Below are 24,800 nucleotides of genomic sequence, written 5' to 3' on the forward strand. Positions count from 1 at the left end.
TGCTAGAGGGGATTCGGACCGGTCGGTAGCAATGTCACGCGACGGGTGACGGGACGGGCGGTTCGGCCGCCCAATCGCCCGCCGCCGCCATCCACAGCGCGACCGCTGCCGCCGCTGCGGTTTCCGCGCGGAGGATGCGCGGGCCGAGGCCGATGCCGACCGCCTGCGGGTGCGCGCGAATCGCGGCACGCTCGTCGGCGTCGAAACCGCCCTCGGGGCCGATCAGGATCGCTGCGGGACCGGCATGCGCGCGCATTGCCGCGAGCGCGGGCGCGCCGCCGGTTTCGTCGGCGAAGAACAGCGTGCGATCGGCGGGCCAGTCGCGGAGCAACGCTGCGAGCTTCACGGGTTCGGCGACCTGCGGCAGCGCGGTGCGCCCGCATTGCTCGGCCGCCTCGATCATGTGCGTGCGCAGACGGTCGGTATTGGGCTTGTCGACCACGGTGCGGCGCGTGACGACCGGGACGAGCCGGTCGACGCCGAGCTCGCACGCCTTCTCCGCGAGCCAGTCGACCCGGCCTTTCTTGAGCGGCGCGGCGCAGAGCCAAAGATCAGGCACCGCCTCGCGTTCGCGGAGCCGTTCGGTCACGTCGAGGACGAGGTCGCGCTTGCCGACGCTGGCCGCGGTGGCGAGCCATTCGCCGGTGCGGTCGTCGAACAGCTTGACCGGGTCGCCGATCTTCAGCCGCATGACGCCGGCGAGATAATGCGCGGCGGGGCCGTCGGCCGGGAGTGGGCCGGGGCTGAGCGGGGTGTCGACGAACAGCCGCGGCGTGGATTGCGGCGGCCAGGCTGGGGTTGCAGGCATTGCGGGGGCCTAGCAAATCCCGCCGCATGCGGGGAGGGCGTTTCGCTCGTTCGCGATCCTCCGCCGTCCGGAGGATTGGTCAGCGGCGGTTCCAGAGTTTACGGGCGACGATCCATACGATGATCGCGACCGCGATGCCGAGGATCAGCGCGCCCGCGACCGCGCCGGCGACGCGGAAGATGCCCCAGAAGAGCGCCTCGACGAAACGGCCGACCGCGACCGAAAGGCCGATCATGCAAAGGGGCTCGAACGCGACACTGACGCTATCCTAGCCGCTGCGGGCTTGCGCGCCAAACGCCGTCTTCCTACGCCCCGCGTCATGCAGACCACACCGAGCCCGATGGACATCGTCCCCGACAGCGAACATCGCGGCCTGGTCGCGCGGCTTCCGCCGACGCTGCGCGGGCTGGCGCTGCTCGCGCGGTTCGACCGGCCGATCGGCTGGTGGCTGCTGTTCTGGCCGGGCGCCTGGGGGATCGCGCTGGCGGGCGGGGCGTGGGCGCGCTGGGATCTGATCGCGTGGTTCCTGCTCGGCAGCATCGCGATGCGCGGCGCAGGCTGCGTGTTCAACGACATCGTCGACCGCGATCTCGACGCGCAGGTCGCGCGGACGCGCGCGCGGCCGATCCCGAGCGGGCTCGTCTCGCTGCGGCTGGCGTGGATCTGGCTCGGCGTGCTGGCGCTCGTCGGGCTGGTCGTGCTGCTGCAGCTGACGCCGCTCGCCGCGATCGTCGCGCTGGCGAGCCTTGCGCCGGTCGCCGCCTATCCGTTCATGAAGCGGATCACCTGGTGGCCGCAGGCATGGCTCGGGCTGGTGTTCAGCTGGGCGTTGCTGGTCGGGTGGAGCGACATCGCCGGCGCGCTGACGTTGCCGATGTGGCTGCTCTATGCGGGCTCAATCGCCTGGGTGATCGGCTATGACACGATCTATGCGCTGCAGGACCGCGAGGACGATGCGATGATCGGTGTCCGGTCGTCCGCGCTGCGCATGGGGCGGCATGTAAAGGCGGGGGTCGGGATTTTCTATGCGATCGCGGTCGGGTTCTGGGCGGCGGCGTTCTGGACGATGCGGCCCGATCCGCTCGCGATCGCCGCGCTGGCGCCCGCCGCGCTGCATCTGGGGTGGCAGGTCGCGACGCTGCGCGCGGACGACAGCGCCGGTGCGCTCGCTCGATTCCGCGCCAACCGCTTCACCGGGTTGCTGATCTTCCTCGCCTGCGTGGTTGTCGGCACGAGCCTGTGACCCTAGATCGGCGACATGCTCACACCCGATCAAGCCCGCGACCGCGCCCATGACATCGTAGCGCGCGCCAAGGCCGCCGGCGCGGACGCCGCCGATGCGGTCTTCGCCGCCGATGCCTCGCTCGACGTTTCGATCCGCCTCGGCAAGCTCGAGGATATCGGCCGGTCGGAAAGCGAGGACCTGGGCCTGCGCGTGTTCGTCGGCAAGCGGTCGGCGAGCGTCTCGACCTCCGACCTGTCGTCCGCGGCGATGGACGCGCTCGCGGCGCGCGCGGTGGCGATGGCGCGCGAGGCCCCCGAGGATGCCTGGGCCGGCCTCGCCCCTGAAAATCGCTTGTTGCACGGCGTACCGCCGATGCTCGGGCTTGCCGATCACGGTGAGGTCTCGCCCGAGCAGCTACGCGATGCGGCAACCGCGGCGGAGGATGCGGCGCGCGCGGTGCCCGGCGTGACGAACAGCGAAGGCGGTGGCGCAAGCGCGTCGAGCAGCGTCTGGGCGCTGGCCACCAGCCATGGGTTCGCGGGCGCCTATGCCTCGACCGCCTATGGCGTGTCGGCGAGCGTGCTGGCGGGCGAGGGCGGCGCGATGCAGCGCGACTATGCCTATCACAGCGTGCGGCACCGCCAGCATCTCGAATCGCCCGAGGCGATCGGGCAGCGCGCGGGCGAGCAGGCAGTCGCGCGGCTCAATCCGGGGCGGCTCGCGAGCGGGCCGATGACGGTGGTGTATGACCCGCGCGTCGGCAGTTCGCTGCTCGGCCATCTGATCGCGGCGATCGCGGGGCAGGCGATCACGCGCAAGACCAGCTTCCTGCTCGATTCGCTGGGATCGCAGGTGTTTGCGCATGGCATCACGATCCGCGACGATCCGCATCGGCCTTACGGATTGCGGTCGCGGCCGTTCGATGGCGAAGGGCTGCCGGTGTCGCCGACCGCGATCATCGAGCACGGCATGCTCGAAAGCTGGCTGCTCGATTCGGCGTCGGCACGCCAATTGGGGCTTGAGCCGACCGGCCATGCCGCGCGCGGCGTCAACGGTGCGCCGGGTGTGTCGACGAGCAACGTCTTCATGGAAGCGGGCACGATGCCGCCCGAGACGCTGATCGAGGATATCGTGTCGGGCGTCTATGTCACCGAACTGATGGGCGGCGGCGCGAATGGCGTCACTGGCGATTACAGCCGCGGCGCGGCGGGCTTCAGAATCGAGAATGGCGTCATCACCGGGCCGGTCGCCGAATTTACGATCGCGGGCAATGCGAAGGACATGTTCCTGGCGATGACCCCCGCCAACGACCTCGAATTCCGCTACGGCATCAACGTGCCCACGTTGCGCGTGGAGGGGATGACGGTGGCGAGTGGCTGAACCGCCCCCGGGTCCGGCCACGACGTTGCGCGCGGCGGTCGAATCGATCGCTGCCGAAGCCGGGCAGACGGCGCTAGCGCGGTTCGGGACCGATTTCCGCCGCTGGGAAAAGACGCCGGGCAGTCCGGTGTGCGAGGTCGATATCGATATCGACCGGATGTTGAAGGTGCGGCTGTCCGCACTGCTGCCCGACGCCGGCTGGCTGTCGGAGGAAACCGCCGACAATCCCGCGCGGCTTGCGCGCGACCGGCTCTGGGTCGTCGACCCGATCGACGGCACGCGCGATTATATCCGGGCACGTCCGGGCTGGTGCGTGTCGATCGCGCTGGTCGAGCGCGGGCGGGTGGTGATCGGCGTGCTCGATGCGCCAGCGCGAGGCGAGGTCTGGTCGGCGGCGCTGGGCGAAGGCGCGACGCTTAACGGCGCGGTGCTGCGGGCCGGATCGCGCACCGACTTTCCCGGATCGCGCGTGCCGACCGATGCACTGCCCAAGGCGGACCGCGATCTGGTAGTGGTGGAGAAACCCAATTCTATCGCGCTTAGGATCGCGATGGTCGCAGCCGACCGGGCCGACCTGGTCGCGACGCTGCGCTGGGGAAATGAGTGGGACATCGCCGCCGCCGCGCTGGTCGCGAGCGAGGCCGGCGCGGCAGTGACCGACGCGGTCGGGATCCCGCTGGTGTTCAACAAGCCGCGCCCGCAGGCGTTCGGGGTCGTCGCGAGCACGCGCGGGATCCACCGCGCGGCGATCGCGCGGCTGGCGGATCGGGCGGCGGCTATTCTGGGGTAGGGCTGGGCGCTTCGCTGGACACGAAAAAGGCCGGAGGTTTCCCTCCGGCCTTTTTCGTTTTGGGGAGCGCCGCGGCGGAGCCGCGTCGTCGGACCTCGCCTGAGCGAGGCCGGCCGAGCTTGTAAGCTTGGCCGGCTTCGCCGTGCCAGGCTTACGCGCTCTGCTTAGCCCGGCTCGCGCGCTTGCGCTCGTTCGCGTCGAGGAAGCGCTTGCGCAGACGGATCGACTTCGGCGTGACTTCGACCATCTCGTCGTCGTCGATGTACGCGATCGCCTGCTCCAGCGTCGCACGCTTCGGCGGGGACAGGCGGACCTGGTCGTCCTTGCCGCCGCTCGCGCGGAAGTTGGTCAGCGCCTTGGTCTTCATCGGGTTGACCTCGAGGTCGTCCGGCTTGGCGTTCTCGCCGACGATCATGCCCTCATAGAGTGCCTCGCCGTGACCCACGAACAGGATGCCGCGCTCTTCGAGCGGACCGAGGGCATAGTTGTTCGCTTCGCCCGACCCGTTCGAGATCAGCACGCCGTTCTTGCGGCCTTCGATCTGGCCCTTGTGCGGACCATACTTCTCGAACAGCCGGTTCATGATGCCCGTGCCGCGCGTGTCGGACAGGAATTCACCGTGATAGCCGATCATCCCGCGGCTCGGCGCCGAGAAGGTGATGCGGGTCTTGCCACCGGTCGACGGACGCATGTCGGTCAGTTCGGCCTTACGGATGTTCATCTTCTCGACGACGGTGCCCGAATGCTCCTCGTCGACGTCGATGATGACGGTCTCGTACGGCTCGGTCTTCTTGCCGTCCTCGTCCTCGCCGAACAGCACGCGCGGACGCGAGATGCCGAGCTCGAAGCCCTCGCGGCGCATCGTCTCGATCAGCACGCCCAGCTGGAGCTCGCCACGACCGGCGACTTCGAAGCTGTCCTTGTCGGCTGCCTCGGTCACCTTCACGGCGACGTTCGACTCGGCTTCGCGGAACAGGCGCTCGCGGATCATGCGCGACGTCACCTTGGTGCCTTCACGGCCCGCCATCGGCGAATCGTTCACGGCAAAACGCATCGACAGCGTGGGGGGATCGATCGGCTGCGCGTGCAGCGGCTCGGTCACCGTGATGTCGGCGATCGTGTCGGCGACGGTCGCAACCGAAAGCCCTGCGAGCGAGATGATGTCGCCGGCCTTGGCTTCGTCGACCGGCACGCGGTCGAGGCCGCGGAACGACATGATCTTGGACGCGCGACCCGTCTCGATGATCTTGCCGTCGTTATCGAGCGCGTGGATCGCCTGGTTGGTCTTCACGGTACCCGAATTGACGCGACCGGTGAGGACGCGGCCGAGGAACGGATCGCGATCGAGCAGCGTGACAAGGAAGGTGAACGGCACGCCGGCAACTTCCACGGCGGGAGGCGGCACGTGCTTCACGATCGTCTCGAACATCGGGATCAGCGTGCCTTGGCGCGCGTCCATGTCGGTCGAGGCATAGCCGTTGCGGCCCGAAGCATAGAGCACCGGGAAATCGAGCTGGTCGTCATTCGCGTCGAGCGACACGAACAGATCGAACACTTCGTCGAGCACTTCCTGGATGCGCGCGTCGTTACGATCGACCTTGTTGACGACGACGATCGGCTTCAGGCCGAGGGCCAGCGCCTTGCCGGTGACGAACTTGGTCTGCGGCATCGCGCCTTCCGACGAATCGACCAGCAGGACGACGCCGTCGACCATCGACAGGATGCGCTCGACTTCGCCGCCGAAATCGGCGTGGCCGGGCGTGTCGACGATGTTGATGCGGATGCTCTCGCTCTCGCCCGGGGGCGTCCAGTCGACCGAGGTCGGCTTGGCGAGAATCGTGATCCCGCGCTCCTTTTCGAGGTCGTTGGAATCCATTGCGCGCTCTTCGACACGCTGGTTGTCGCGGAAGGTGCCGGACTGGCGGAAGAGCTGGTCGACCAGCGTCGTCTTGCCGTGATCGACGTGCGCAATGATCGCCACGTTGCGGAGGCTCATGGGAATGCTTTCGGTTTGGACGGAATTTGCAGGCGCGCTTAGCGTTTATTCCGCGATGCGGCAAGTTTGGCGTTTCGATTGCCGCCCGAATGGTTCCCCGCTGCCGGAAAAATCGCCGATCGCGAGCCTGTTTCGGGGTGGCCCGCGCCAGTCTCCGGGCGAGCCGCCAAGACGATTGCGTGGCTTGCGTGTATTATCTAGACACCACAGTTGAATGCGGGTGTCGTTCCCCTAGGATGCGGCACCGATTGGAGGATTGCATGGCGACGACACCCGAGACGCTGACGACCGAGCCTGGCCTGGTCCTGACGCCGCCCGACCCCGTGCCGACTGTCTCCGCGACGAAGGCCGCCGGGCTCGTGCCGGTCGATGCGGGAGTGAAGTCGCAGCTCGATGATCGGGTCGCCGGCTTTGTCACCGACCTCGTCGCGCAGGACGTCAACAGCCCTGAATTCGGCAAGCGCGTCGATGCGATCACCGCGATGGGGGCGAAGGAAATCCGCGAGGCGGCGGGCCAGTCGAACCGGTTCCTCGATCGCCCGGTCCGCGCGATGGATCAGGAAACCGGCGTCGGCAAGGATCTGGCGGAGCTGCGCCGCGTCGTCGAGGATCTCGATCCCGGCAAGAAGGGCAACCTGACCGCGCCACAGAAACTGTTCGGGATCATCCCGTTCGGCGGCAAGATGCGCAATTATTTCGACGGCTACAAATCATCGCAGACCCATATCGCGCAGATCCTGAAGAGCCTGTCGTCGGGCAAGGACGAGCTGCTGATGGACAATGCCGCGATCGATACCGAGCGCGCCAATCTGTGGGCGGCGATGGGGCGGCTCGAACAGATGATCCATCTGTCGAAGACGATGGATGCGAAGCTCGAGGATGTCGCGAATGATCTCGACCACAGCGATCCGGCCAAGGCCAAGGCGATCCGCGAGACCGCGCTGTTCTACACCCGCCAGCGCACGCAGGATCTGCTGACGCAGATGGCGGTCACCGTGCAGGGCTATCTCGCGCTCGACCTGGTCAAGAAGAACAATGTCGAGCTGGTGAAGGGCGTCGACCGCGCCTCGACCACGACCGTGTCCGCGCTGCGCACCGCGGTGACGGTCGCGCAGGCGCTGACCAACCAGAAGCTGGTGCTCGAACAGATCACCGCGCTCAACACGACGACCGCGAACATCATCGACTCGACCGGCAAGCTGCTGAAATCGCAGACCGCGCAGATCCACGAGCAGGCGGCTTCCGCAACCATCCCGCTCGAGACGCTGCAACGCGCGTTCCAGAATATCTACGACACGATGGACGCGATCGACGTGTTCAAGCTGAAGGCGCTCGACAGCATGAAGACCACGGTCGGCGCGCTGTCGAACGAGGTCGACAAGTCGCGCGGCTATATCGCGCGGGCTGAGGGGGCCACCCAAGGTCAAAATGGGGGGCAGCTGGGCGGCCCGTCGCCGAGCGCGTTCAAGCTGGAGGCGATGTAAGGCGTGAGCGAAGTCGACGACGCCATCGCCAGCGCGCGCGCCTCCTGGTCGCGGATCTCGGACGACCGCGGCGCGGTCGGCGCGGCCCGGCTGCCGACGCGGGGGCGGACACGCCGGACTCAGACGATCGGTAAGAGGCTGACGCGGATCGCGATCGCCGACGTCGCGATCCTTATTGCGGCGATGGTGATCGGCTGGATCGTCCCGCTCGGGATCGGCGGTTTTATGTTGGTCACCGCGTTGTTGGTCGCGGCGACATTGCTGTTCGCGGTGTGGCCCGCCGAGCGCGCGCCGACGCCCGAGCGGCTCGCATCGGTCGATATCAAGGCACTGCCGCGGCAGACCGAACGCTGGCTGGAGGCGCAGCGCCCCGCCTTGCCCGCGCCCGCGGTGACCCTGGTCGACCGGATCGGCGTGCGGCTCGAAACGCTCGCGCCGCAGCTCGCGCGGTTCGCCGACGACGCGCCCGAGGCGATCGAGGTGCGCAAGCTGGTCGGCGAGCAGCTGCCCGCGTTCGTCAAGGATTACGAACGCGTGCCCCAGGCGCTGCGTACGACGCCGCGCAATGGCCGCACGCCCGATGCCGAACTCGTCGCGGGGCTGTCGCTGATCGAGCAGGAGATTGGCGAGATGACACAGAGGCTCGCGCAGGACGATCTCGACACGCTGGCGACGCGCGGTCGCTTCCTCGAGATGAAATATCGCGACGAGACCTAGCACGCCGTGAGGGCGGGGCGGAGATGCTCTCCATGCCGTTAAACCTCAGCTTAACAGCACATTCCGCTTCGGTTCAGCCCGACTCGGATAGAGCGGGACCACGGTCGCGGTTCATGCGTTTGCTTCATGCGGACCGGACGTAGAGGAGGTTCTCGATGAACGGATTGATGAAAAAGGCAGGTCTCGGCATCGCACTTGCGGCGACCGCGTTGACCGCGGCAGCGCCAGCCGATGCGCAGCGTTGGGGTCGCGGCTATCGCGGCGGCGGCTGGGGTGGGTATCACCATCGCGGTGGCGGCAATGTCGCGGGCGCGGCGGTGCTCGGCGGTATTCTGGGGCTCGGCGTGGGTGCAGCGATCGCGAGCAGCAACCGCGACCGCTATGTCGACCGCGGCTATTATAATGGCGGCTATTATGATGGTCCGCCGGTACGGACCTATTACCGCCAGGATTATCGTCCGCGGTGCTGGAGCGAGTGGCGGGTCGATCCCTATTATGGCGATCAGGTCCAGGTGCAGGTCTGCAGCTGATCTGATCTGACGCAAAACGCGGCGTCGGGAGCAATCCCGGCGCCGTTTTTTTGTGGCGCCACCCGCCCGCTTGCGGCTAAGCGCGCGCGATGACCGACACGCCCCCAGATCGCCTTTCGACCAACCATCGCAGCCCGTTTTTCCAGCAGGAGCTGCTGGAGCGCGGGATCGGCATCCGCTTCAAGGATGGCGTGCGCCACGACGTCGAGGAATATTGCATCTCCGAAGGCTGGATCCGCGTCGCGCTCGGCAAGAAGGTCGATCGCAACGGCAACCCGTTGACGCTGAAGCTCTCGGGGCCAGTCGAGGCATGGTTCGAGCGGCCTGCGGCTTCGGACGGGGCTACGGACGACGCCGACGAGGGCTGAGCCTCTCGTTCACGAAACCTACCCCGTCATCCTGGACTTGACCCAGGATCCAGAGTCACAGGCACCACCCTGCGTAACTCTGGATCCTGACTTTCGTCAGGATGACGGGGCGTGGCTTACGCCGCCACGCCCTCCAGAGCCTCGCTCGCCTCGAGCCACTTGGCTTCGCTTGCCTCGAGCTTCGCATTCACCTCGGCGCGACGCTTGCTGAGATCGCCCATCGACATCCGCGAGAAGCGTGGCTCGGCATTGGCCGGGTCGACCATCGCGCGGTCGATCGCGTTGCGTTCCTTGGTGAACTTCGCGGTCTGCTCCTCGACCTCGCGCAGCGTCTTGCGCAACGCGGCGTCGTTGCTCTTGGCCTCCGCCGCGGCCTTCTTGCCCGCCTTCTTGTCGGCCTTCGACGCCGCATCGCCCTTGCCGGCATCGCCCTTCAGGACGAACGCGATGTAATCGTCGAGGCTGCCGTCGAATTCCTTCGCCGTGCCGCCATCGACCAGCACGAGCCGGTCGGCGGTGAGTTCGAGCATGTGACGGTCATGGCTGACCAGCACGACGGCGCCGGTATAGGCGTTGAGCGCCTGCACCAGCGCCTCGCGCGCGTCGACGTCGAGATGGTTGGTCGGCTCGTCGAGGATCAGCAAATGCGGCGCGTCGCGGGTGATGAGCGCGAGCGCGAGCCGGGCGCGTTCGCCACCCGACAGCTTGCCGACCTTGGTCGTCGCCTTGTCGCCGGAGAAACCGAAGCGGCCGAGCTGGCCGCGCACCGCGGCGGGCGTCGCGCCCTTCATCAGATGCGCCATATGCTCGATCGGCGTATCGTGCGGATCGAGTTCCTCGACCTGATACTGGGTGAAATAGCCGACCTTCATCTTGTTCGACGACGCCATGTCGCCGTCCATCGGCGTCAGCTGCGCCGCGAGCAGCCGCGCGAGCGTGGTCTTGCCGTTGCCGTTGCGCCCGAGCAGCGCGACCCGGTCGTCGGGGTCGAGCCGCATGTTGAGCCGCTTCAGGATCGGCACGTCCGCATAGCCGACCGTGGCCATGTCGAGCGTGATCAACGGCGGGCGGAGCTCGGTCGGGTTGGGGAAACCGAACGAGAGCGTCGGATCATTATAGCTCTCGGCGATCGGCTGCATCTTCGCCAGCATCTTCTGGCGCGACTGGGCCTGCTTGGCGGTCGAGGCGCGCGCGCTGTTCTTGGCGATATATTCCTGCAGCTTCTCGCGCTGCACCGCTTGGTTGGCGCGCGCCGCCTCGATCTGCGCGAGGCGCTCGGCACGTTGGCGCTCGAACGCGTCATAGCCGCCGGGATAGAGCGTGATCTTGCCGCCCTGCAGATGCAGGATGTGATCGACGACGTTGTTGAGGAAATCGCGCTCGTGGCTGACGACGACGATCGTCGCCTTGTAGCTTTTGAGGAAATCCTCGAGCCACATCACCGCTTCGAGATCGAGATGGTTCGACGGCTCGTCGAGCAGCAGCAGGTCGGGCTGCGAGAACAGCAGCGCGGCGAGCGCGACGCGCATCTTCCAGCCACCCGAGAAACTGTCGAGCGTGCGGGCCTGCATCTCCTCGTCAAAGCCGAGGCCGAGCAGGATCTGCGCCGCACGCGCGGGCGCGGTATAGGCGTCGATCGCGATCAGCCGCTCGTACACGTCGCCGAGCCGGTCGGGATCCTCGCTGGTCTCGCTCTCCAGCATCAGCGCGGCGCGTTCTAGATCGGCCTCGAGCACGGTCTCGAACGGGGTCTTCACGCCGTGCGGGGCTTCCTGCGCGAGATAGCCGATGCGAGCGCCCTTGGGCATGTCCGCGGAGCCGTCATCGGGCTCCAGCTGCCCTGCGATCACGCGCACCATCGTCGACTTGCCCGCGCCGTTGCGGCCGATCAGCCCGACCCGGCTGCCCGGCGGCAGCGCCGCACTGGCGCCGTCGAGGATAACGCGTCCGCCGAGGCGCACCGTGATATTGTTCAGGTTCAGCATGGCCGCGGGCGTTAGCAGATGCAGCATGGTTTTGCGAGGGGGCGGGCGAGGGGGGCAGCGCCGATCGCGGCGCGTCGTCGATCGCGGCACGGCGCCTCCACCTCCCGTCATCCTGACTTTCGTCAGGATAACGGCGGGGAGTATGGAACGGCGGGAGACGACCCGCCGCGTTTTAGTGGACGAAGCGCGCCACCACGTCGCGATAGGAGCGCGACACTTTCACGCTCGCACCCGAATTGAGCACCAGGAAGCATTCGCCGTTGGTATGCGGCTTCACCTGCTTGACGAGGTCGAGATTGACGATCGTCGAGCGATGCACGCGCTGGAACCGGCGCGGGTCTAGGCGCTTCTCCAGATCCTTCATCGTCTCGCGCAGGATCAGCGTGTTGTCGCCGGTGTAGATGCACATGTAATCGCCGGCCGCATCGATCCGCTCGATCGTGTCGACGTCGACGCGGAAGATCTGGCCGCGATCCTTGATGTTGATGAGCTTTTCGAAGCGGTTGGCGGACACCGCATCGCCGTCCGGCATGTCGGCCGCCGCATCGGGGGCGACGTCGGCGAGCACTTCGCGCAACCGATCGACCTCCTCGACGCCGCGCTTTTCCGAGAGGCGCTGGCGGACGCGTTCGATCGTGTCGGCGAGCCGCGACTCTTCGACCGGCTTCATCAGATAATCGACCGCCTGCGCCTCGAACGCGCGCAACGCGTGGTCCGAATAGGCGGTGACGAAGACGAACAGCGGCGGTTCGACTTCCATCAGCCCCTGGACGACGGAGAAGCCGTCAAAGCCGGGCATCTGGATATCGAGGAAGACGAGATCGGGCTTGTGCGTCTTGATCGCGCGAATCGCCTCGCGGCCGTTCGAGCATTTTTCGATGATCTCGACGTCTTCATGCGCCTGGAGGCGAAGTTCGAGCCCCTGGATCGCCAGCGGCTCGTCGTCGACGAGAATGGTACGGATGGTCATGCGGCCTCTCTGTTCACGTCTTCAAGCTGGTAGGGAATCTCGATCTCGACCGAGAAGCCGCCAGCGGGCGTGGAGCGGGTTTCAAAACGATGGTCGGGGCCATATGCCTGCGCCAACCTGTCTCTAATATTAGCGAGCCCGACGCCTGTTGAAAGGCTTGGACTGATCCGGCCATCGATCAAGCCCGGTCCGGTATCGGATACGGCGATCTGCACCCGTTCCCCGGCCAGCCGCACCGTGACGCAGATTTCGGCGCCTTCCTCCTGCGGCGTGACCGCATATTTGATCGCATTCTCGACCAGCGGTTGCAGCAGAAGCGACGGCAGCCGGGCGCGCTCGGCGCGCGGGTCGATGTCGAATTTGGGCCGCATCCGGTCCTCGAACCGCATCTTCTCGATCTCGAGATACAGCTTCAGCGTCTCCATCTCCTGCGCGACGGTGACGTGCGCGGTCGGCTCATTGGCCAGCGTGTAGCGCAGGAACGACGACAGCCGCGACAGCATCGCGTTCGCCCGCTCGGTCTGTTTGAGCAGCACGAGCGTCGAGATCGAGTTCAGCGTGTTGAACAGGAAATGCGGGTTCAGCTGATAGCGCAGCATCGCCAGCTGCGCCGAGGAGGCCTGATTCTCCAGATGCTGCATCTGGTCGATCTGCTCCTCGACGATCAGGTAGAAGTTGATCCCGAAATACAGCGCCGACCAGCCCGCCAGCGTGACGAAGTTGAGGAACACGAAGCCGAGCATGCGGGTGATCGTGATCCCCGGCGTCGCGGTCTGGATGAACGAGAAGGAAAAGGCGTCGAGCACCGCATAGAGAAAAGTCGCCGCCGCCAGCGTGGCGATCGTCAGGAACAGCCCGATCACGCGCGGGATGCGGCGGTAATAGCCATAGAGCGTCGAGAGCAGCAGCGTGATGCAATAGCCGACGATCGCCTCGATGATGACCGGGATGATCGAGGTGAGCGTGAGGCCATTCGACACCGACGACACGCCGCGCAGCATCAGATAGCCGCTCCAGCCGACCGCCTGCAGCGTCCAGAACGCACGCGCCTTGTTCTCGAAAAAGGGCCGCGCGGAAAAGGGCAGGCGGGGGGGCGTGCCGGGGGGCTGGGTGGAGGACGGGGCGGGAGAGCTGGCCATGGTTAGCGCCGGTCTTACACGCGGGCGGCGGCGGGCGCAAAAGTGGTTGCGGCTTCAGGAGATTTTCGTGCCGGCGGCGAAGGGCCGGTGACCGGACGCGAAAGGGCCGCCGTTTCCCATCTGGAAACGGCGGCCCGGTCGTCACGTCGAGGCGATAGGGCTCAGAAGCTGAACCGTGCGCCGACGCGGATCGAGTAGAGCGACTGACGCGAATAGATCGTGTCGCTCGGCGCCGATGCGGGCGCGCTGTACCGATATTGCGCGCAGGCCTGGCTCGAATTCGCCGTGACTGCTGCGCCCGGCGCCGTGCCGGTCGCGACCGCCGTCTGAAGGCACTGAACGCGAACCGCCGGGATCGTGTACGGGAACTGGTATTCGCGGATCTGGCCCCAGTTCTTGTTCAGCAAGTTGGTGACGTTCTCGATATCCGCGAACAGCTGGACGCGGCTGGCGCCGACGAAGGTCGGGATTTCCTGCGACAGATGAAGGTCGAAACGCGTGAACCACTTCGAGTTGAAGCCGTTGCGCGGCGTGATCTTGCCACGATACTTCTTCAGGTCAGTCGAGTTGATCAGCGCCTCGAACGTGTCCCGCGTTGCCACGCTGTCATACGACACGAGCGCATCGGTGGTCGAGGTCGGCACGTAGAGGAGGTAGCGCGATGCGCTGCCGATCGTGCCGAACACCGGCGACCGGTTCGAGGACAGATCCTGCATCGTGTAGCTGTACGGGCGACCGATACGCGTCTCGCCGAACAGCGTGAAGTTGGTCTTGTAGTCGCCGAAGAACGCGTGGTTGAAGCTGACGTTATACTTGATGTTGTGCTTCACCTGGTCGTTCGAAATGCCATAGGCGGCACCGTTGGCATCGAGGAACGCGCCATTGCCGTAGTTGGACGACGCGGTCGACGAGGTTGCCGGCGCCTGATCCTTGATGTCCTGATAGGTGTAGCTGACGCCCAGGTTGAGGCCGAAATCGAAGTCCTTGCTGACGCGCGCGACGCCGATGTAGCTGCGGCCACGCGTGGTGTTCGTCAGATACAGGTCCGAATTGGTGTCGGCGAACGTGGTCCGCGAGGCATAGCGTACGCGGCCATCTGGCGTCCGCAATGCCGTCGGCGCGACGCGCAGATCGGTGAAAAACACCTGGTTGCGGACGTCGGACCACAGGAAGTCGGCGCCGAAGTGCCAGCCATCGCCGAACGTGCCACCCCAGTTGGGATCATAGTCGGCCGACAGCGTGCCACGCCACTGCGACGGCACCTTGAAGTTCGGATCGAGTGCGTTGGTCGGCGAAAGCGTGTTGACCGTCGCGTTGGTGAGCACGCCATTGGCCGCCGCCGGGACCGCCGTGCCGTTCACGTTGGTCAGGATCGCGCCGCCGTTGGTCTGCGCGTCCGCCGCGGACAGCCCGGCGATCGTGTAGCTGTTGTTGTTGTTCTGGCGGACGTCGATCGCGTTGGTCAGGAAGCCCGTGTTCGAGAAGCTGTTCGAGACATAGACGTCGGGCGCGCCGCCCGAGAAGATGCCGATACCGCCGCGCAGCGACACCGCCGACACCGGCTTGAAGTCGAACCCGATGCGCGGCTGGAACACGCCGCGGCCCGAGATATAGGCGGTGTTCGGGAAGTTGTAGCGCGACAGGAATGCCGAGTTCAGCTCGGGACGGCTATGGCCGCCGAACGTGTCGTAGCGTGCGCCGTAGGACAGCGTGAACAGGTCGCTCACGCGCCACGTGTCCTGAACACCGAAGCTGTAGGACTGGTAGCGGAAGCGCGCGGCACCGTTGACCGGGTCGAGCGACGGAACGGCATTGCCATAACGGAAACGCTGCGCATTGCCGGCCTGGAAATCGGCGATCGAGTCGAAGTAGTAATCGCCCGCCGTCCGCTGGACGAACAGGTTGTTGATCTTCGAATCGGTGAACTCACCGAACACGCGGACGTCATGATTGTCCCGCGTCAGGCGCCCCTGCACGAGGCCGCCGAAGCTGCGGCTGGTCAGTTCGTTCGACTGGCGCGAGATGTCCGGTCCGAACGAGACGTTGCCAAAGCCCGACTGGCAAGTGTTGGACAAGTCGTTGTTGGTGGCGGTGCCGGTGCCGCGATCCGAGGTCGGCGCGGTGCAGACCTGCATCTGGGCGAAGCCGCGGCCGAGGATCGGGTCCTGACCGCGCTTGTAGTCCTTGTAGAAACCGCGGATTTCGGTCGAGAATTCCTCGCTCCAGTCGCTGTTCAGCTGCGCGACGCCGGTGTGGAGGCGGTTCGACGATATATAGCCGTTCGACTCGAGGCCGAGCCCGGGCGTGCCCGTGACGAAGGTGTTCTGACCGAGCTGGATCGAATCCTTCGTGTAGAGATAGGTCAGCGACGCGCGCTGCGTATCCGACAGGTTGGCGTCGATACGGGCGACGAGGCGATCGTCGCGATCGTTCGAATCCTGCAGCACACCGCCGGTGTCATAGCCGTAGCGCGAGTCCGCGATCTGCTGGATCTGGGCGACCTGTGCGTCGGTGATGTTGGGGACGACCGTACCGGCGTTGGTGCCGGCGGTACCCTCGACGATCGGGGTGTTCGCACGGATGCGCTCGCCCGCGATCATGAAGAACAGCTTGTCCTTGATGATCGGCCCGGACAGCTCCGCGCCGAAATTCTCGTACTTGAAGTCGGGAATGTTGACGCGGCCGGTGGGAACGCCGGGGCCTGCCTTCGTGCGGTTGCCGGTCAGGCTGTCGTCCGAATAGGCATAGAAGCCCGTGCCGTGGAATTCGTTGGTGCCCGACTTCAGGATTGCGTTGATCGCGCCGCCCTGGAAGTTGCCTTCGCGGACGTCATAGGGCGCGACCTTGGTCTGGAACTGGCCGATCGAATCGAACGGGATAGGCGCGCGGCGGGTCGGCAGGCCGTCGGGGTTGAGGCCGAAATTGTCGGTGACCGGCACGCCGTCGACCGAGAAGCGGTTGAAGCGCGCATTCTGGCCGGCGAACGAAACGGCACGACCGCCCGAGGGGGTGTCGTCGAGACGCGCGAACGGATCGCGGCGCATCAGGTCGCGGACGTCGCGGTTCACCGATGCGACCGAGCCGATCTGCTCGGCGTTCAGGACCGTTGCCGGGCCCTGGCTGACGTTGCGCGCGCGGGGCAGCGACGATGCGGTGATGACGATGTCTGCACCGCCGGATTCGGCGGCGGCCAGCTCGATCGGCAATTCATAGGTCTGCGCGACGGTGGTCTGGATGTCGGTGATCGACGTTTCGGGATAGCCCGCCGCGGTGACCGTGACGGTGAACGGACCACCCACGCGCAAACCGCCGGCGTTGAAGTTGCCCGAGGCGTCGGTCGTCTGCGTCGAGCGCGAGCCCGACGGTACGTTCAGGATCACCACCGACGCACCGGCTACGGGCGCGCCATTGGCTGTAACAGTGCCGCGGATCGAGGAGGTCGTCTCCTGCGCGGACGCGGCCATCGGCGCGATCAGCGCAATCGCCGCCGCACCCAGGAAAAGGTTGTTACGCATTTGAAATGTCCCCTTTGAGCTTATGCTCGAGATCCGCGACTTGATCGTTCGGTCAGCCGCGCCCCTGCGCTCCAAATATTTCGGTTCCATGACATTGGCGAGTCGCGTGTTGCGCCGGACGCACTCCGTCATATTGCGTTGCAAAAAAGCCACGGCCCGGTATCGATTGGTCCACGACGGAACCAATTTCGATCAAGTGCGTGCGGTACTGCGCATTCAGCTCGCCGCGACGATCGCCGCCCATTCCGCTTCGGTGATCACGCGAATCCCCAGGTCGGTCGCCTTCTTCAGCTTCGATCCCGCGCCGGGGCCGGCGATGACGAGGTCGGTCTTGGCCGAAACCGACGCCGCGACGCGCGCGCCGAGCAGCTCGGCCTGCGCCTTGGCCTCATCGCGGCTGAGCGTCTCGAGGCTGCCGGTGAAGACCAGCGTCTGGCCGCTGACGTCCGAATCGCGGGTTTCATGGACGACGTCGGCGGGCGTCACCTCGCGCAGCAGGTCGAACACGACCGCGCGATTGTGCGGTTCGGCGCAGAAGCCGATCAGCGCGTTGGCAACCTCGGGGCCGACGCCCGCCGTCTCGATCACGCCGACGAGCAGCTTGTCGCGGCGCAGGACATATTTGCGTTCGGGCTCGCCGATCACCGGCGTGATGCTGTGATACAGGAACACCGCGCGGCGCAGCATGCTGCCGAGCGCCTTGGCCGAGCGATAGCGGCGGGCGAGGTCGCGTGCGGTGATCTCGCCGACATGGCGGATGCCGAGCGAGAAGAGGAAGCGGTCGAGCGCGATGCTGCGTCGCGCGTCGATCGCCGCGATCAGCTTGGCCGCCCAGACGCGGCCGTCCTTCTTGCGCGCGACGAGCTGCTCCTCGGTGAGGCGGAAGATGTCGGCGGGCGATTCGATCAGCCCGTCGCGGAAGAACGCCTCGACCAGGGTCTGGCCGAGCCCGCCAATGTCGAAGGCGTGGCGCGAGGTGAAATGGATGAGCCGCTCGACACGTTGTGCGGGGCAGATCAGCCCGCCGGTGCAGCGATAGACGACCTCACCCTCCTCGCGCTCGGCCGCCGACCCGCAATCGGGGCAGAGCCGGTCGAAGACATAGGCGGGGCGATCCTCGGCGGCGGTCAGGCTCTCGACGATCTGCGGGATGACGTCGCCCGCGCGCTGGACGAGGACGCGGTCGCCGACGCGGACGCCGAGCCGCTCGATCTCGTCGAAATTGTGGAGCGTCGCATTGGTGACGACGACGCCGCCGACGGTGACGGGATCGAGCCGCGCGACCGGGGTCAGCGCGCCGGTGCGCCCGACCTGGATGTCGATCGCGTTGAGCGTGGTCTGCGCGCGCTCCGCGGGGAATTTGTGCGCGATCGCCCAGCGCGGCGCGCGCGCGACCTGGCCGAGTCGCGTCTGCCAGTCGAGCCGGTCGACCTTGTACACGACACCGTCGATATCGAAGGGAAGCTCGGCCCGGCCGGCCTCGATCGCGCGGTAGACTCCGAGCGCGCCCTGTTCGTCCTCGACGCGCGCAAAGCCGTCGGCAACCGCGAAGCCCCAGGCGCGGAACTGGTCGACGATCGCGGACTGTGTTTCCGCGGGGACGGTGCTCGCCTCGCCCCAGCCATGCGCGAGGAAACGCAGCGTGCGCTCGGCGGTGATGCTCGCGTCCTTCTGGCGGAGCGAGCCGGCGGCGGCATTGCGCGGGTTGGCGAACTGGCGCGCCTCCTTGCTGTTCTGCTCGGCGTCCGCGAGCAGGCGGGCGTTGAGCGCGGCAAAGTCGGCCTTTGCCATATAGACCTCGCCGCGGATCTCGAAGACCGCAGGGTAGGGGGGCTCGCCGGCCAGTTGCTGCGGGATGTCGGCGATCGTGCGGACATTGGCGGTGACGTCCTCGCCGACCTGGCCGTCGCCGCGGGTGAGCGCCTGGACCAGCCGGCCCTGCTCGTAGCGCAGCGAGCAGGACAGGCCATCGATCTTGGGCTCGGCGGTGAGCGCGACGGGGGCATCGTCGGCGAGCTTGAGGAAGCGGCGGACGCGGCGCACGAACTCCTCGACCTCCTCGTCCGAAAACGCGTTGTCGAGGCTCATCATCGGCTTGGCATGCGCGACCTTCGACAAATGCCCGGCGGGGGCGGCACCGACGCTTCGGCTCGGCGAATCGGCGCGGACGCTCGCGGGGAAGGCAGCCTCGATCGCGCTGTTGCGGCGAACCAGCGCGTCATAGTCCGCGTCGCTGATCTCGGGCGCGTCGTCGGTGTGATAGCGCGCATTGTGATAGGCGATGCGCTCGGCGAGCGTCGTCAGCTCGGCGGCGGCCTCCGCTTCGGTGGCGGGCAGGGCGGACGTGGGCAGCGCAGTCATGATCGCGGGGTTAGGCAGCTGCCCCGCGCGCGGCAAGAGTGTCAGGCGGTTTCGAGCAGTCGTTCGGCCTGTGCGCGCGCTTCGTCGGTGATCGTCGCGCCCGAGAGCATCCGGGCGATCTCCTCGCGGCGTTCGGCCTCGTCGAGCGCGCGGACGCCGGTGCGGGTGACGGTGCCGTCGTTGCTCTTGGCGATCAGCAGATGCTTGGCGCCGCGCGCCGCGACCTGCGGGCTGTGCGTGACGACGAGCAGCTGCGTGCTCTGCGCGAGGCGTGCGAGTCGCTCGCCGATCGCGCTGGCGACAGCGCCGCCGACGCCGCGGTCGATCTCGTCGAACACCATCGTCGTTGCGCCGCCTTCTTCCGCGAGCGCGACCTTGAGCGCGAGGATGAAGCGCGACAATTCGCCGCCGCTGGCGATCTTGGTGAGGCCGGCGAAGGGCGCGCCGGGGTTGGTCGAGATTTCGAACTCGACACGGTCCTTGCCCGCGCCCGACCAGCCCTCCTCGCCGAGCGGGGCGCAGACGGTGCGGAAGCGGGCGGCGTCGAGTTTCAGCGGCGCGAGCTCGCCCGCGACCGCGGTGTCGAGTCGCAGCGCGGCCTTGGCACGCCGGGCCGAGAGCGCGTCCGCAGCCTTGTCGTAGGCTGCGCGCGCCTTGGCAAGCGCTGCCTCGAGCACCGCGATACCGCCTTCGCCCGCGTCGAGTCGTTCGAGCCGGGCGCGCATCTCATCGGTCAGCGCGGCGAGGTCATCGGGCTGGACGCGGTGCTTGCGTGCCATCGCGCGGAGTTCGAACAGCCGCGCCTCGTCGTCCTCGAGGCTGCGCGGGTCATAGGCGAGGTCGATCCGCGCATCGCGCATCCGCTCCTCGGCGACCGATCCCTCGATCACCGCGCGGTCGACCGCGGCGAGCGCGTCGGCGAGCGCGACATGATCGCCCGAAATCCGTTCGAGCACACGCGCGGCCTGACGCAGCTTGGCGAGCCCGCCATCCGACCCTTCGAGATAGTCGTCGATCGCCGACAGGTCGTCCGCGATCTTCTCCGCGCGCTGCATCGAGCGGCGGGTATCGGCGAGTGTTTCCTCCTCGCCGGGTTCGGCGCCGAGCGCGGTCAGTTCGGCGACGGTGTGTTCGAGCCAGTCGCGATCGCGCGCCGCGCTTTCGATATCCGCGCGGGCAGTGGCAAGCGCATCCTCGGCCTCGCGAAGCGCGGTCCACGCGCGTGTCGTCGCGGCGGGTTCGGTACGGCCGAAAATGTCGAGCAGCGCGCGGTGGCCGCGCGGGTTGAGCAGGCCGCGCTCGTCATGCTGGCCATGAATCTCGACCAGCGTCGGCGCCATCTCGCGCAACAGACCAGCGGAGGCCGGCTGGTCGTTGACGAAGCCGCGGCTGCCGCCATCGGCCTTGACGATGCGGCGGATGATCAGCGGTTCGCCCGCTTCGATCGCCAGCCCGTTCTCATCGAGCAGCGCCATCAGCGGCGTGCCGGGGGCGGGCGGATCGAAGGTCGCGGTGACCACCGCCTGCGCAGCGCCATGCCGGACCAGTCCGCTGTCGCCGCGGCCGCCGAGCGCGAGCCCGAGCGCATCGAGCAGGATCGACTTGCCCGCGCCGGTCTCGCCGGTCAGCACGCCGAGCCCCGGGCCGAAGCCGAGGTCGAGCGCCTCGATCAATACCACGTCGCGGATGGAGAGTTCTGTCAGCATCGGTTCGTCCCTTAGACGATCCGGATGCGAAAATGATCCCCCAATGTTCTGGTTCGTCAGTGGGGCTAGGGGCCGTTCGTCATTTCGAAGCGCGCGACGCCAATCGTCATCCTGACGAACGTCAGGACCCAGGGTTACGAGCGTGCCGTTGATGGCTATGGGTCCTGACTTTCGTCAGGATGACGTTGCTCGGGGGACGGGGCCGAGCCCCTAGGGCCTCAGTTGCCGGGCGTGGTGCGCGTGGTACCGGCTGGGCCGACCGGGCCCGACCCGCCTGCCGCAGCGGAGCCCGAACCGCCGTTGCCGGGCGAGCCCGGGATTGCCGGGGTCTCGCCGAGGCCAGCGGCGGGGAGCGCGCCGGGGGTGCCGGCGGGGACGATCTGCGCGCCCGTCGCGATCGGCGCCAGCGGCTTGACCGGATGCTCCTGCATGAGCTTGTACGCGCGCTGATACCAAGGCGTGCCCGGATAGTTGCGACCCAGCACGGCCGCGGCCTTTTCGGCCTCGATCGGTACGCCGAGCGCGAGATAGGTTTCGGTCAGACGCATCAGCGCCTCGGGGGTGTGCGTGGTCTGCTGATACTGGTCGATCACGGTGCGGAACCGCCCGTTCGCCGCGAGCCACTGGCCGCGCGTCTCGTAGAAGCGACCGATCTCCATCTCCTTGCCGCCAAGGTGATCGTTGACGAGATCGATCTTCAGCCGCGCATCTGACGCATAGCGCGTGTTGGGATAGCGCCGTGTCAGCTCGCCCAGCGCGTCGAGCGCCTGGCGCGTGATCTTCTGGTCGCGCGTGACGTCGGTGATCTGCTCGTAATAGCCCAGCGCGATCAGATAATAGGCATAGGGCGCGTCGCGGTTGCCCGGGTGGACCGCGATGAACCGCTGCGCCGACTGGATCGACTTGGTATAGTCGGTGTCGAGATAATAGCTGAACGCGCTCATGATCTGCGCACGGCGGGCCCAGATCGAATAGGGATGCTGGCGCTCGACCTCGTCGAACAGCTGCGCCGACTCCTTGTAGCGCCCCTGGTCGAGCCGCTTCTTCGCCAGCGAGTAGAGCGTGCCCACGTCGCGCGCGACATACGGGATGTCGGTGGAGGTGCGCGAACTCGCGCACCCGGCCATGGGGAGCGCTATGGCGGCGAGGAGCGCGATCGAGAGCGCGCGAGACTGGGGGATACGCATGGACGTCGTCCTTAGCGTAACCGGGGGCACGCGAACAATCCCCCCTAGCGAGGGGGTTTGAAGGCGCCTGAAGCAGCGGCCTTCGGGGCGGTCTATTCAGCCACAATTCACCGGTCGACGGGCGCGATACGCCTGGCGCGATGCCGCGTCGACGACGGGACATTCCCGGCGTCTCGCCAGTTGGGCCCCGGGGCGCTATGTCGCGCCAGTCCGCCAGCCTTGAGAAGGAACGTTTGATGCCCGCCACCCTGCTTCACACCCATCGTGTCGAGAAGCCCTGGGGACGCCACACGCTGTGGCCCGGCTTTGACGATCCCGCCCCGGATGCGCCGGCGATCGGCGAGGTCTGGTTTCAGGAGCCCGGCGACACGACCCCCGATCTGCTGATCAAATATCTGTTCACCAGCGAGAAGTTGTCGGTGCAGGTCCATCCCGACGACGACCAGGCGCATGCGCGCGGCCTGCCACGGGGCAAGGACGAATGCTGGACGGTGCTGGCCGCCGAACCCGATTCGACGATCGCCGTCGGTACCAAGGCGCCGATGTCGCGCGACGACCTGCGCGCGGCCGCGATCGACGGCACGATCGAGGACAAGCTCTACTGGAAGCCGGTCAAGGCGGGCGATTTCATGTACTGCGCCTCCGACACGATCCACGCGATCGGCGGCGGCCTGACGGTGATCGAGGTTCAGCAGAACTCGGAAACCACCTATCGCCTCTATGATTATGGCAGCGACCGCGAACTGCACCTCGACGACGGCATCGCGGTCTCGGATCCGGTGCCCTATCAGCCGATCACGTCACCGGGCGTCGTCTCCGAAGGTCGGACGATCCAGGTCGAAGGCCCCAAGTTCGTGCTCGAGCGCTGGACCGGTGGCGAGCATGCGGTGACCCTGCCCGAGGGGCGGACCGCCTGGCTGATCCCGATCACCGGATCAGGCAGCGTCGCGGGTGTCGCGTTCAAGGCGGGCGAATGCGTCACCGTGACCGGGTCCGAGCGGATCGAGGCCAGCGACGACGCCGACCTGCTGTTCGCCTATGCGGGCGACACGCGGATCTGATCGGGCGCTGCGGCGGGGGGCGGTGCGCCTCCCGCCGCCCCATCGATGCGATCGGCCAGATACGCGTCGATCCGTGCGGCGGCGTCGGCGGGTACGTGCAGCCCGAGCTTGCTGCGGCGATAGAGGATATCGGCCGCCGATCGCGCCCATTCCTGATCGACGAGATAGTCGATTTCCGCAGCATGAAGCCCCGCGCCGAAATCCTCGCCAAGCTCGGCGGTGGTGCGCGCCGCACCGAGGATCCGGTCCACCCGCGTACCGTAGGCACGGCCGAGTCGGCGCAGCAGTGCGGCCGGCAGGTCGGGGTACGCCCGGATCAGCGCTTCGAGATACCGGTCGAAATTGCTCTCGGGCAGATCGCCACCGGGCAGCGCGACCGTCGCGGTCCAGCTTTTCGTCAAGTCCGTGTTTCGATCGGGGAAAAAGGGCGCAAGCTGAGTCATCGCGTGCTCGGCGAGCTTGCGATAGGTCGTGATCTTGCCGCCGAAGATGCTCAGCATCGCCGCGCGATCCTCCGCGGCGTCGAGATCGAGCACATAGTCGCGAGTCACCGCCGACGCGTTGGCGGCGTGATCGTCATAGAGCGGGCGGATCCCCGAATAGCTCCAGACGATGTCGGCGGGGGTGATGCCACGCTGGAAATACCGGTCGATCGTGTCGCACAGATAGGCGGTCTCGGCGGCGTCGATCGTCGCGGGGCCGGGCGCGCCCTGCCACGCCTCGTCGGTGGTGCCGATCAGCGTGAAGCGACCTTCATAGGGAATCGCGAAGACGACGCGCTTGTCCGGGTTCTGCAACAGCAGGGCGTGATCGCCCGCATAGAGGCGCGGCACGACGATGTGGCTGCCCTTGATCAGCCGGACGCCGCGGTCGCGGCGCGAATCGGGGACCTTACCCAGCACATCGGCGACCCAGGGGCCGGCGGCGTTGACGAGGACGCGGGCGGTGACGGTGCGCTCGCCCTGCGCATCGGCGATCGTCGCGGACCAGCCGCCGTCCCGTCGGGTCGTCGCGACCAGCCGGGTGCGCGTCAGGATCGTCGCGCCGTGCTCCGCCGCATCGCGCGCGTTGAGCACGACCAGCCGGCTGTCCTCCACCCAGCAATCCGAATAGACGAAGGCGCGCGTCGCGCCGGGTTTCAGCCCGTCGCCCAGCGGATCGCGGTCGAGATGCACCGTCCGCGTCGCGGGCAGGACCTTGCGGCCGCCCAGATGGTCGTAGAGGAACAGCCCGAGCCGGACCATCCAGGCGGGGCGCGGCGAATGCGTCTGCGGCAGGACGAACTGCAGCGGCCAGATGATGTGCGGCGCGATCGCCAGCAGCCGCTCGCGTTCGATCAGCGCCTCGCGCACCAGCCGGAGCTCGCCATATTCGAGATAGCGCAGCCCACCATGGATCAGCTTGGTGCTGGCCGACGAGGTATGGCTGGCGAGATCGTCCTGCTCGACCAGCAGGACCGACAGTCCGCGCCCGGCGGCATCGCGTGCGATCCCGGTGCCGTTGATGCCGCCGCCAACGATCAACAGGTCGACGTCGAATTTCGCGGGCGTTTTCATCATCGTCTCCCGTTTACCACCG

At 67.1% G+C, this 24,800-nt stretch carries 19 protein-coding genes; 8 read left to right on the forward strand and 11 right to left on the reverse strand.

The window, feature by feature from the left end; all coding sequences use genetic code 11:
- Positions 1–34 precede the first annotated feature (34 nt).
- Entirely contained in the window at positions 35–808 is a 774-nt protein-coding gene (locus NEF64_RS04090) for a 16S rRNA (uracil(1498)-N(3))-methyltransferase (RefSeq protein WP_056407243.1), read from the reverse strand.
- 79 nt (positions 809–887) lie between these two features.
- Positions 888–1,043 (reverse strand): hypothetical protein, encoded by a 156-nt coding sequence (locus tag NEF64_RS04095; RefSeq protein ID WP_166746254.1) that lies wholly within the window; start codon positions 1,041–1,043, stop codon positions 888–890.
- Positions 1,044–1,127: 84 nt separating this feature from the next.
- On the opposite strand from NEF64_RS04095, the gene ubiA reads away from it, so the two are divergent.
- The 3 genes from ubiA to NEF64_RS04110 are packed head-to-tail and all read left to right on the forward strand — an operon-like array spanning position 1,128 to position 4,203.
- Positions 1,128–2,051 carry a 4-hydroxybenzoate octaprenyltransferase gene (gene ubiA, locus NEF64_RS04100; RefSeq protein WP_056407247.1) on the forward strand — a complete coding sequence of 308 codons (924 nt, stop codon included), beginning with the start codon at positions 1,128–1,130 and terminating at the stop codon, positions 2,049–2,051.
- A gap of 15 nt (positions 2,052–2,066) precedes the next feature.
- Entirely contained in the window at positions 2,067–3,413 is a 1,347-nt protein-coding gene (locus NEF64_RS04105; protein ID WP_056407249.1) for a TldD/PmbA family protein, read from the forward strand.
- Complete coding sequence (locus NEF64_RS04110) at positions 3,406–4,203, forward strand: 3'(2'),5'-bisphosphate nucleotidase CysQ (protein ID WP_056407251.1); 798 nt, start codon at positions 3,406–3,408, stop codon at positions 4,201–4,203. The genes NEF64_RS04105 and NEF64_RS04110 overlap by 8 nt, the downstream gene beginning before the upstream one ends.
- 151 nt (positions 4,204–4,354) lie before the next feature.
- On the opposite strand, the gene typA is transcribed toward NEF64_RS04110, so the two are convergent.
- Positions 4,355–6,199: a translational GTPase TypA gene (typA, locus tag NEF64_RS04115; protein WP_031393418.1), complete on the reverse strand. Its 1,845-nt coding sequence runs from the start codon at positions 6,197–6,199 to the stop codon at positions 4,355–4,357.
- 260 nt (positions 6,200–6,459) lie between these two features.
- Between typA and NEF64_RS04120 the strand changes: the two genes are divergently transcribed.
- The 4 genes from NEF64_RS04120 to NEF64_RS04135 all read left to right on the forward strand — a co-directional run bounded on the left by NEF64_RS04120 (position 6,460) and on the right by NEF64_RS04135 (position 9,298).
- The gene (locus NEF64_RS04120; protein WP_056407253.1) at positions 6,460–7,683 is read left to right on the forward strand and encodes a toxic anion resistance protein; all 1,224 of its coding nucleotides are present in this window, start codon (positions 6,460–6,462) and stop codon (positions 7,681–7,683) included.
- 3 nt (positions 7,684–7,686) lie between these two features.
- Complete coding sequence (locus NEF64_RS04125; RefSeq protein ID WP_056407255.1) at positions 7,687–8,400, forward strand: hypothetical protein; 714 nt, start codon at positions 7,687–7,689, stop codon at positions 8,398–8,400.
- Positions 8,401–8,555: 155 nt separating this feature from the next.
- The gene (locus NEF64_RS04130; protein ID WP_031393114.1) at positions 8,556–8,930 is read left to right on the forward strand and encodes a hypothetical protein; all 375 of its coding nucleotides are present in this window, start codon (positions 8,556–8,558) and stop codon (positions 8,928–8,930) included.
- Between the two features lie 89 nt (positions 8,931–9,019).
- Positions 9,020–9,298, forward strand: coding sequence for a DUF3297 family protein (locus NEF64_RS04135; protein WP_031393113.1), 279 nt, complete (start codon positions 9,020–9,022; stop codon positions 9,296–9,298).
- Positions 9,299–9,414: 116 nt separating this feature from the next.
- Here NEF64_RS04135 and NEF64_RS04140 read toward each other — a convergent pair whose 3' ends face one another.
- The 7 genes from NEF64_RS04140 to NEF64_RS04170 form a co-directional block, all read right to left on the reverse strand.
- Positions 9,415–11,283, reverse strand: coding sequence for an ABC-F family ATP-binding cassette domain-containing protein (locus NEF64_RS04140; protein ID WP_031393112.1), 1,869 nt, complete (start codon positions 11,281–11,283; stop codon positions 9,415–9,417).
- 172 nt (positions 11,284–11,455) lie between these two features.
- Positions 11,456–12,253, reverse strand: coding sequence for a LytR/AlgR family response regulator transcription factor (locus NEF64_RS04145; protein ID WP_031393111.1), 798 nt, complete (start codon positions 12,251–12,253; stop codon positions 11,456–11,458).
- Complete coding sequence (locus NEF64_RS04150) at positions 12,250–13,392, reverse strand: sensor histidine kinase (protein ID WP_056407257.1); 1,143 nt, start codon at positions 13,390–13,392, stop codon at positions 12,250–12,252. The genes NEF64_RS04145 and NEF64_RS04150 overlap by 4 nt, the downstream gene beginning before the upstream one ends.
- 161 nt (positions 13,393–13,553) lie before the next feature.
- Entirely contained in the window at positions 13,554–16,907 is a 3,354-nt protein-coding gene (locus tag NEF64_RS04155; RefSeq protein WP_056407259.1) for a TonB-dependent receptor, read from the reverse strand.
- Positions 16,908–17,123: 216 nt separating this feature from the next.
- Positions 17,124–19,268 (reverse strand): NAD-dependent DNA ligase LigA, encoded by a 2,145-nt coding sequence (ligA, locus tag NEF64_RS04160; RefSeq protein ID WP_252574642.1) that lies wholly within the window; start codon positions 19,266–19,268, stop codon positions 17,124–17,126.
- Positions 19,269–19,309: 41 nt separating this feature from the next.
- Complete coding sequence (gene recN / locus NEF64_RS04165) at positions 19,310–20,974, reverse strand: DNA repair protein RecN (protein WP_107045238.1); 1,665 nt, start codon at positions 20,972–20,974, stop codon at positions 19,310–19,312.
- Positions 20,975–21,192: 218 nt separating this feature from the next.
- Positions 21,193–22,161, reverse strand: a complete 969-nt coding sequence (locus tag NEF64_RS04170; protein ID WP_056407265.1) for an outer membrane protein assembly factor BamD — start codon at positions 22,159–22,161, stop codon at positions 21,193–21,195.
- A 236-nt stretch (positions 22,162–22,397) separates the two neighbouring features.
- Here NEF64_RS04170 and NEF64_RS04175 point away from each other — a divergent pair, with 236 nt between their 5' ends.
- Positions 22,398–23,222: a pirin family protein gene (locus tag NEF64_RS04175; RefSeq protein WP_056407511.1), complete on the forward strand. Its 825-nt coding sequence runs from the start codon at positions 22,398–22,400 to the stop codon at positions 23,220–23,222.
- Here the strand turns inward: NEF64_RS04175 and NEF64_RS04180 are convergent.
- Positions 23,198–24,781, reverse strand: a complete 1,584-nt coding sequence (locus tag NEF64_RS04180; protein WP_056407267.1) for a glycerol-3-phosphate dehydrogenase — start codon at positions 24,779–24,781, stop codon at positions 23,198–23,200. The genes NEF64_RS04175 and NEF64_RS04180 overlap by 25 nt on opposite strands.
- Positions 24,782–24,800: the final 19 nt, after the last annotated feature.

This window comes from Sphingomonas aerolata, from assembly GCF_023935825.1.
GTDB classification, from domain to species: domain Bacteria; phylum Pseudomonadota; class Alphaproteobacteria; order Sphingomonadales; family Sphingomonadaceae; genus Sphingomonas; species Sphingomonas aerolata.

What these genes read in the sequence shown, in the direction of transcription:
- NEF64_RS04090 (WP_056407243.1), bottom strand. Translation starts at nt 808, where the DNA reads ATGCCTGCAACCCCAGCCTGGCCGCCGCAATCCACGCCGCGGCTGTTC.
- NEF64_RS04095 (WP_166746254.1), bottom strand. Translation starts at nt 1,043, where the DNA reads ATGATCGGCCTTTCGGTCGCGGTCGGCCGTTTCGTCGAGGCGCTCTTC.
- ubiA (WP_056407247.1), top strand. Translation starts at nt 1,128, where the DNA reads ATGCAGACCACACCGAGCCCGATGGACATCGTCCCCGACAGCGAACAT.
- NEF64_RS04105 (WP_056407249.1), top strand. Translation starts at nt 2,067, where the DNA reads ATGCTCACACCCGATCAAGCCCGCGACCGCGCCCATGACATCGTAGCG.
- typA (WP_031393418.1), bottom strand. Translation starts at nt 6,199, where the DNA reads ATGAGCCTCCGCAACGTGGCGATCATTGCGCACGTCGATCACGGCAAG.
- NEF64_RS04120 (WP_056407253.1), top strand. Translation starts at nt 6,460, where the DNA reads ATGGCGACGACACCCGAGACGCTGACGACCGAGCCTGGCCTGGTCCTG.
- NEF64_RS04130 (WP_031393114.1), top strand. Translation starts at nt 8,556, where the DNA reads ATGAACGGATTGATGAAAAAGGCAGGTCTCGGCATCGCACTTGCGGCG.
- NEF64_RS04135 (WP_031393113.1), top strand. Translation starts at nt 9,020, where the DNA reads ATGACCGACACGCCCCCAGATCGCCTTTCGACCAACCATCGCAGCCCG.
- NEF64_RS04140 (WP_031393112.1), bottom strand. Translation starts at nt 11,283, where the DNA reads ATGCTGAACCTGAACAATATCACGGTGCGCCTCGGCGGACGCGTTATC.
- NEF64_RS04145 (WP_031393111.1), bottom strand. Translation starts at nt 12,253, where the DNA reads ATGACCATCCGTACCATTCTCGTCGACGACGAGCCGCTGGCGATCCAG.
- NEF64_RS04150 (WP_056407257.1), bottom strand. Translation starts at nt 13,392, where the DNA reads ATGGCCAGCTCTCCCGCCCCGTCCTCCACCCAGCCCCCCGGCACGCCC.
- NEF64_RS04155 (WP_056407259.1), bottom strand. Translation starts at nt 16,907, where the DNA reads ATGCGTAACAACCTTTTCCTGGGTGCGGCGGCGATTGCGCTGATCGCG.
- ligA (WP_252574642.1), bottom strand. Translation starts at nt 19,268, where the DNA reads ATGACTGCGCTGCCCACGTCCGCCCTGCCCGCCACCGAAGCGGAGGCC.
- recN (WP_107045238.1), bottom strand. Translation starts at nt 20,974, where the DNA reads ATGCTGACAGAACTCTCCATCCGCGACGTGGTATTGATCGAGGCGCTC.
- NEF64_RS04170 (WP_056407265.1), bottom strand. Translation starts at nt 22,161, where the DNA reads ATGCGTATCCCCCAGTCTCGCGCGCTCTCGATCGCGCTCCTCGCCGCC.
- NEF64_RS04175 (WP_056407511.1), top strand. Translation starts at nt 22,398, where the DNA reads ATGCCCGCCACCCTGCTTCACACCCATCGTGTCGAGAAGCCCTGGGGA.
- NEF64_RS04180 (WP_056407267.1), bottom strand. Translation starts at nt 24,781, where the DNA reads ATGATGAAAACGCCCGCGAAATTCGACGTCGACCTGTTGATCGTTGGC.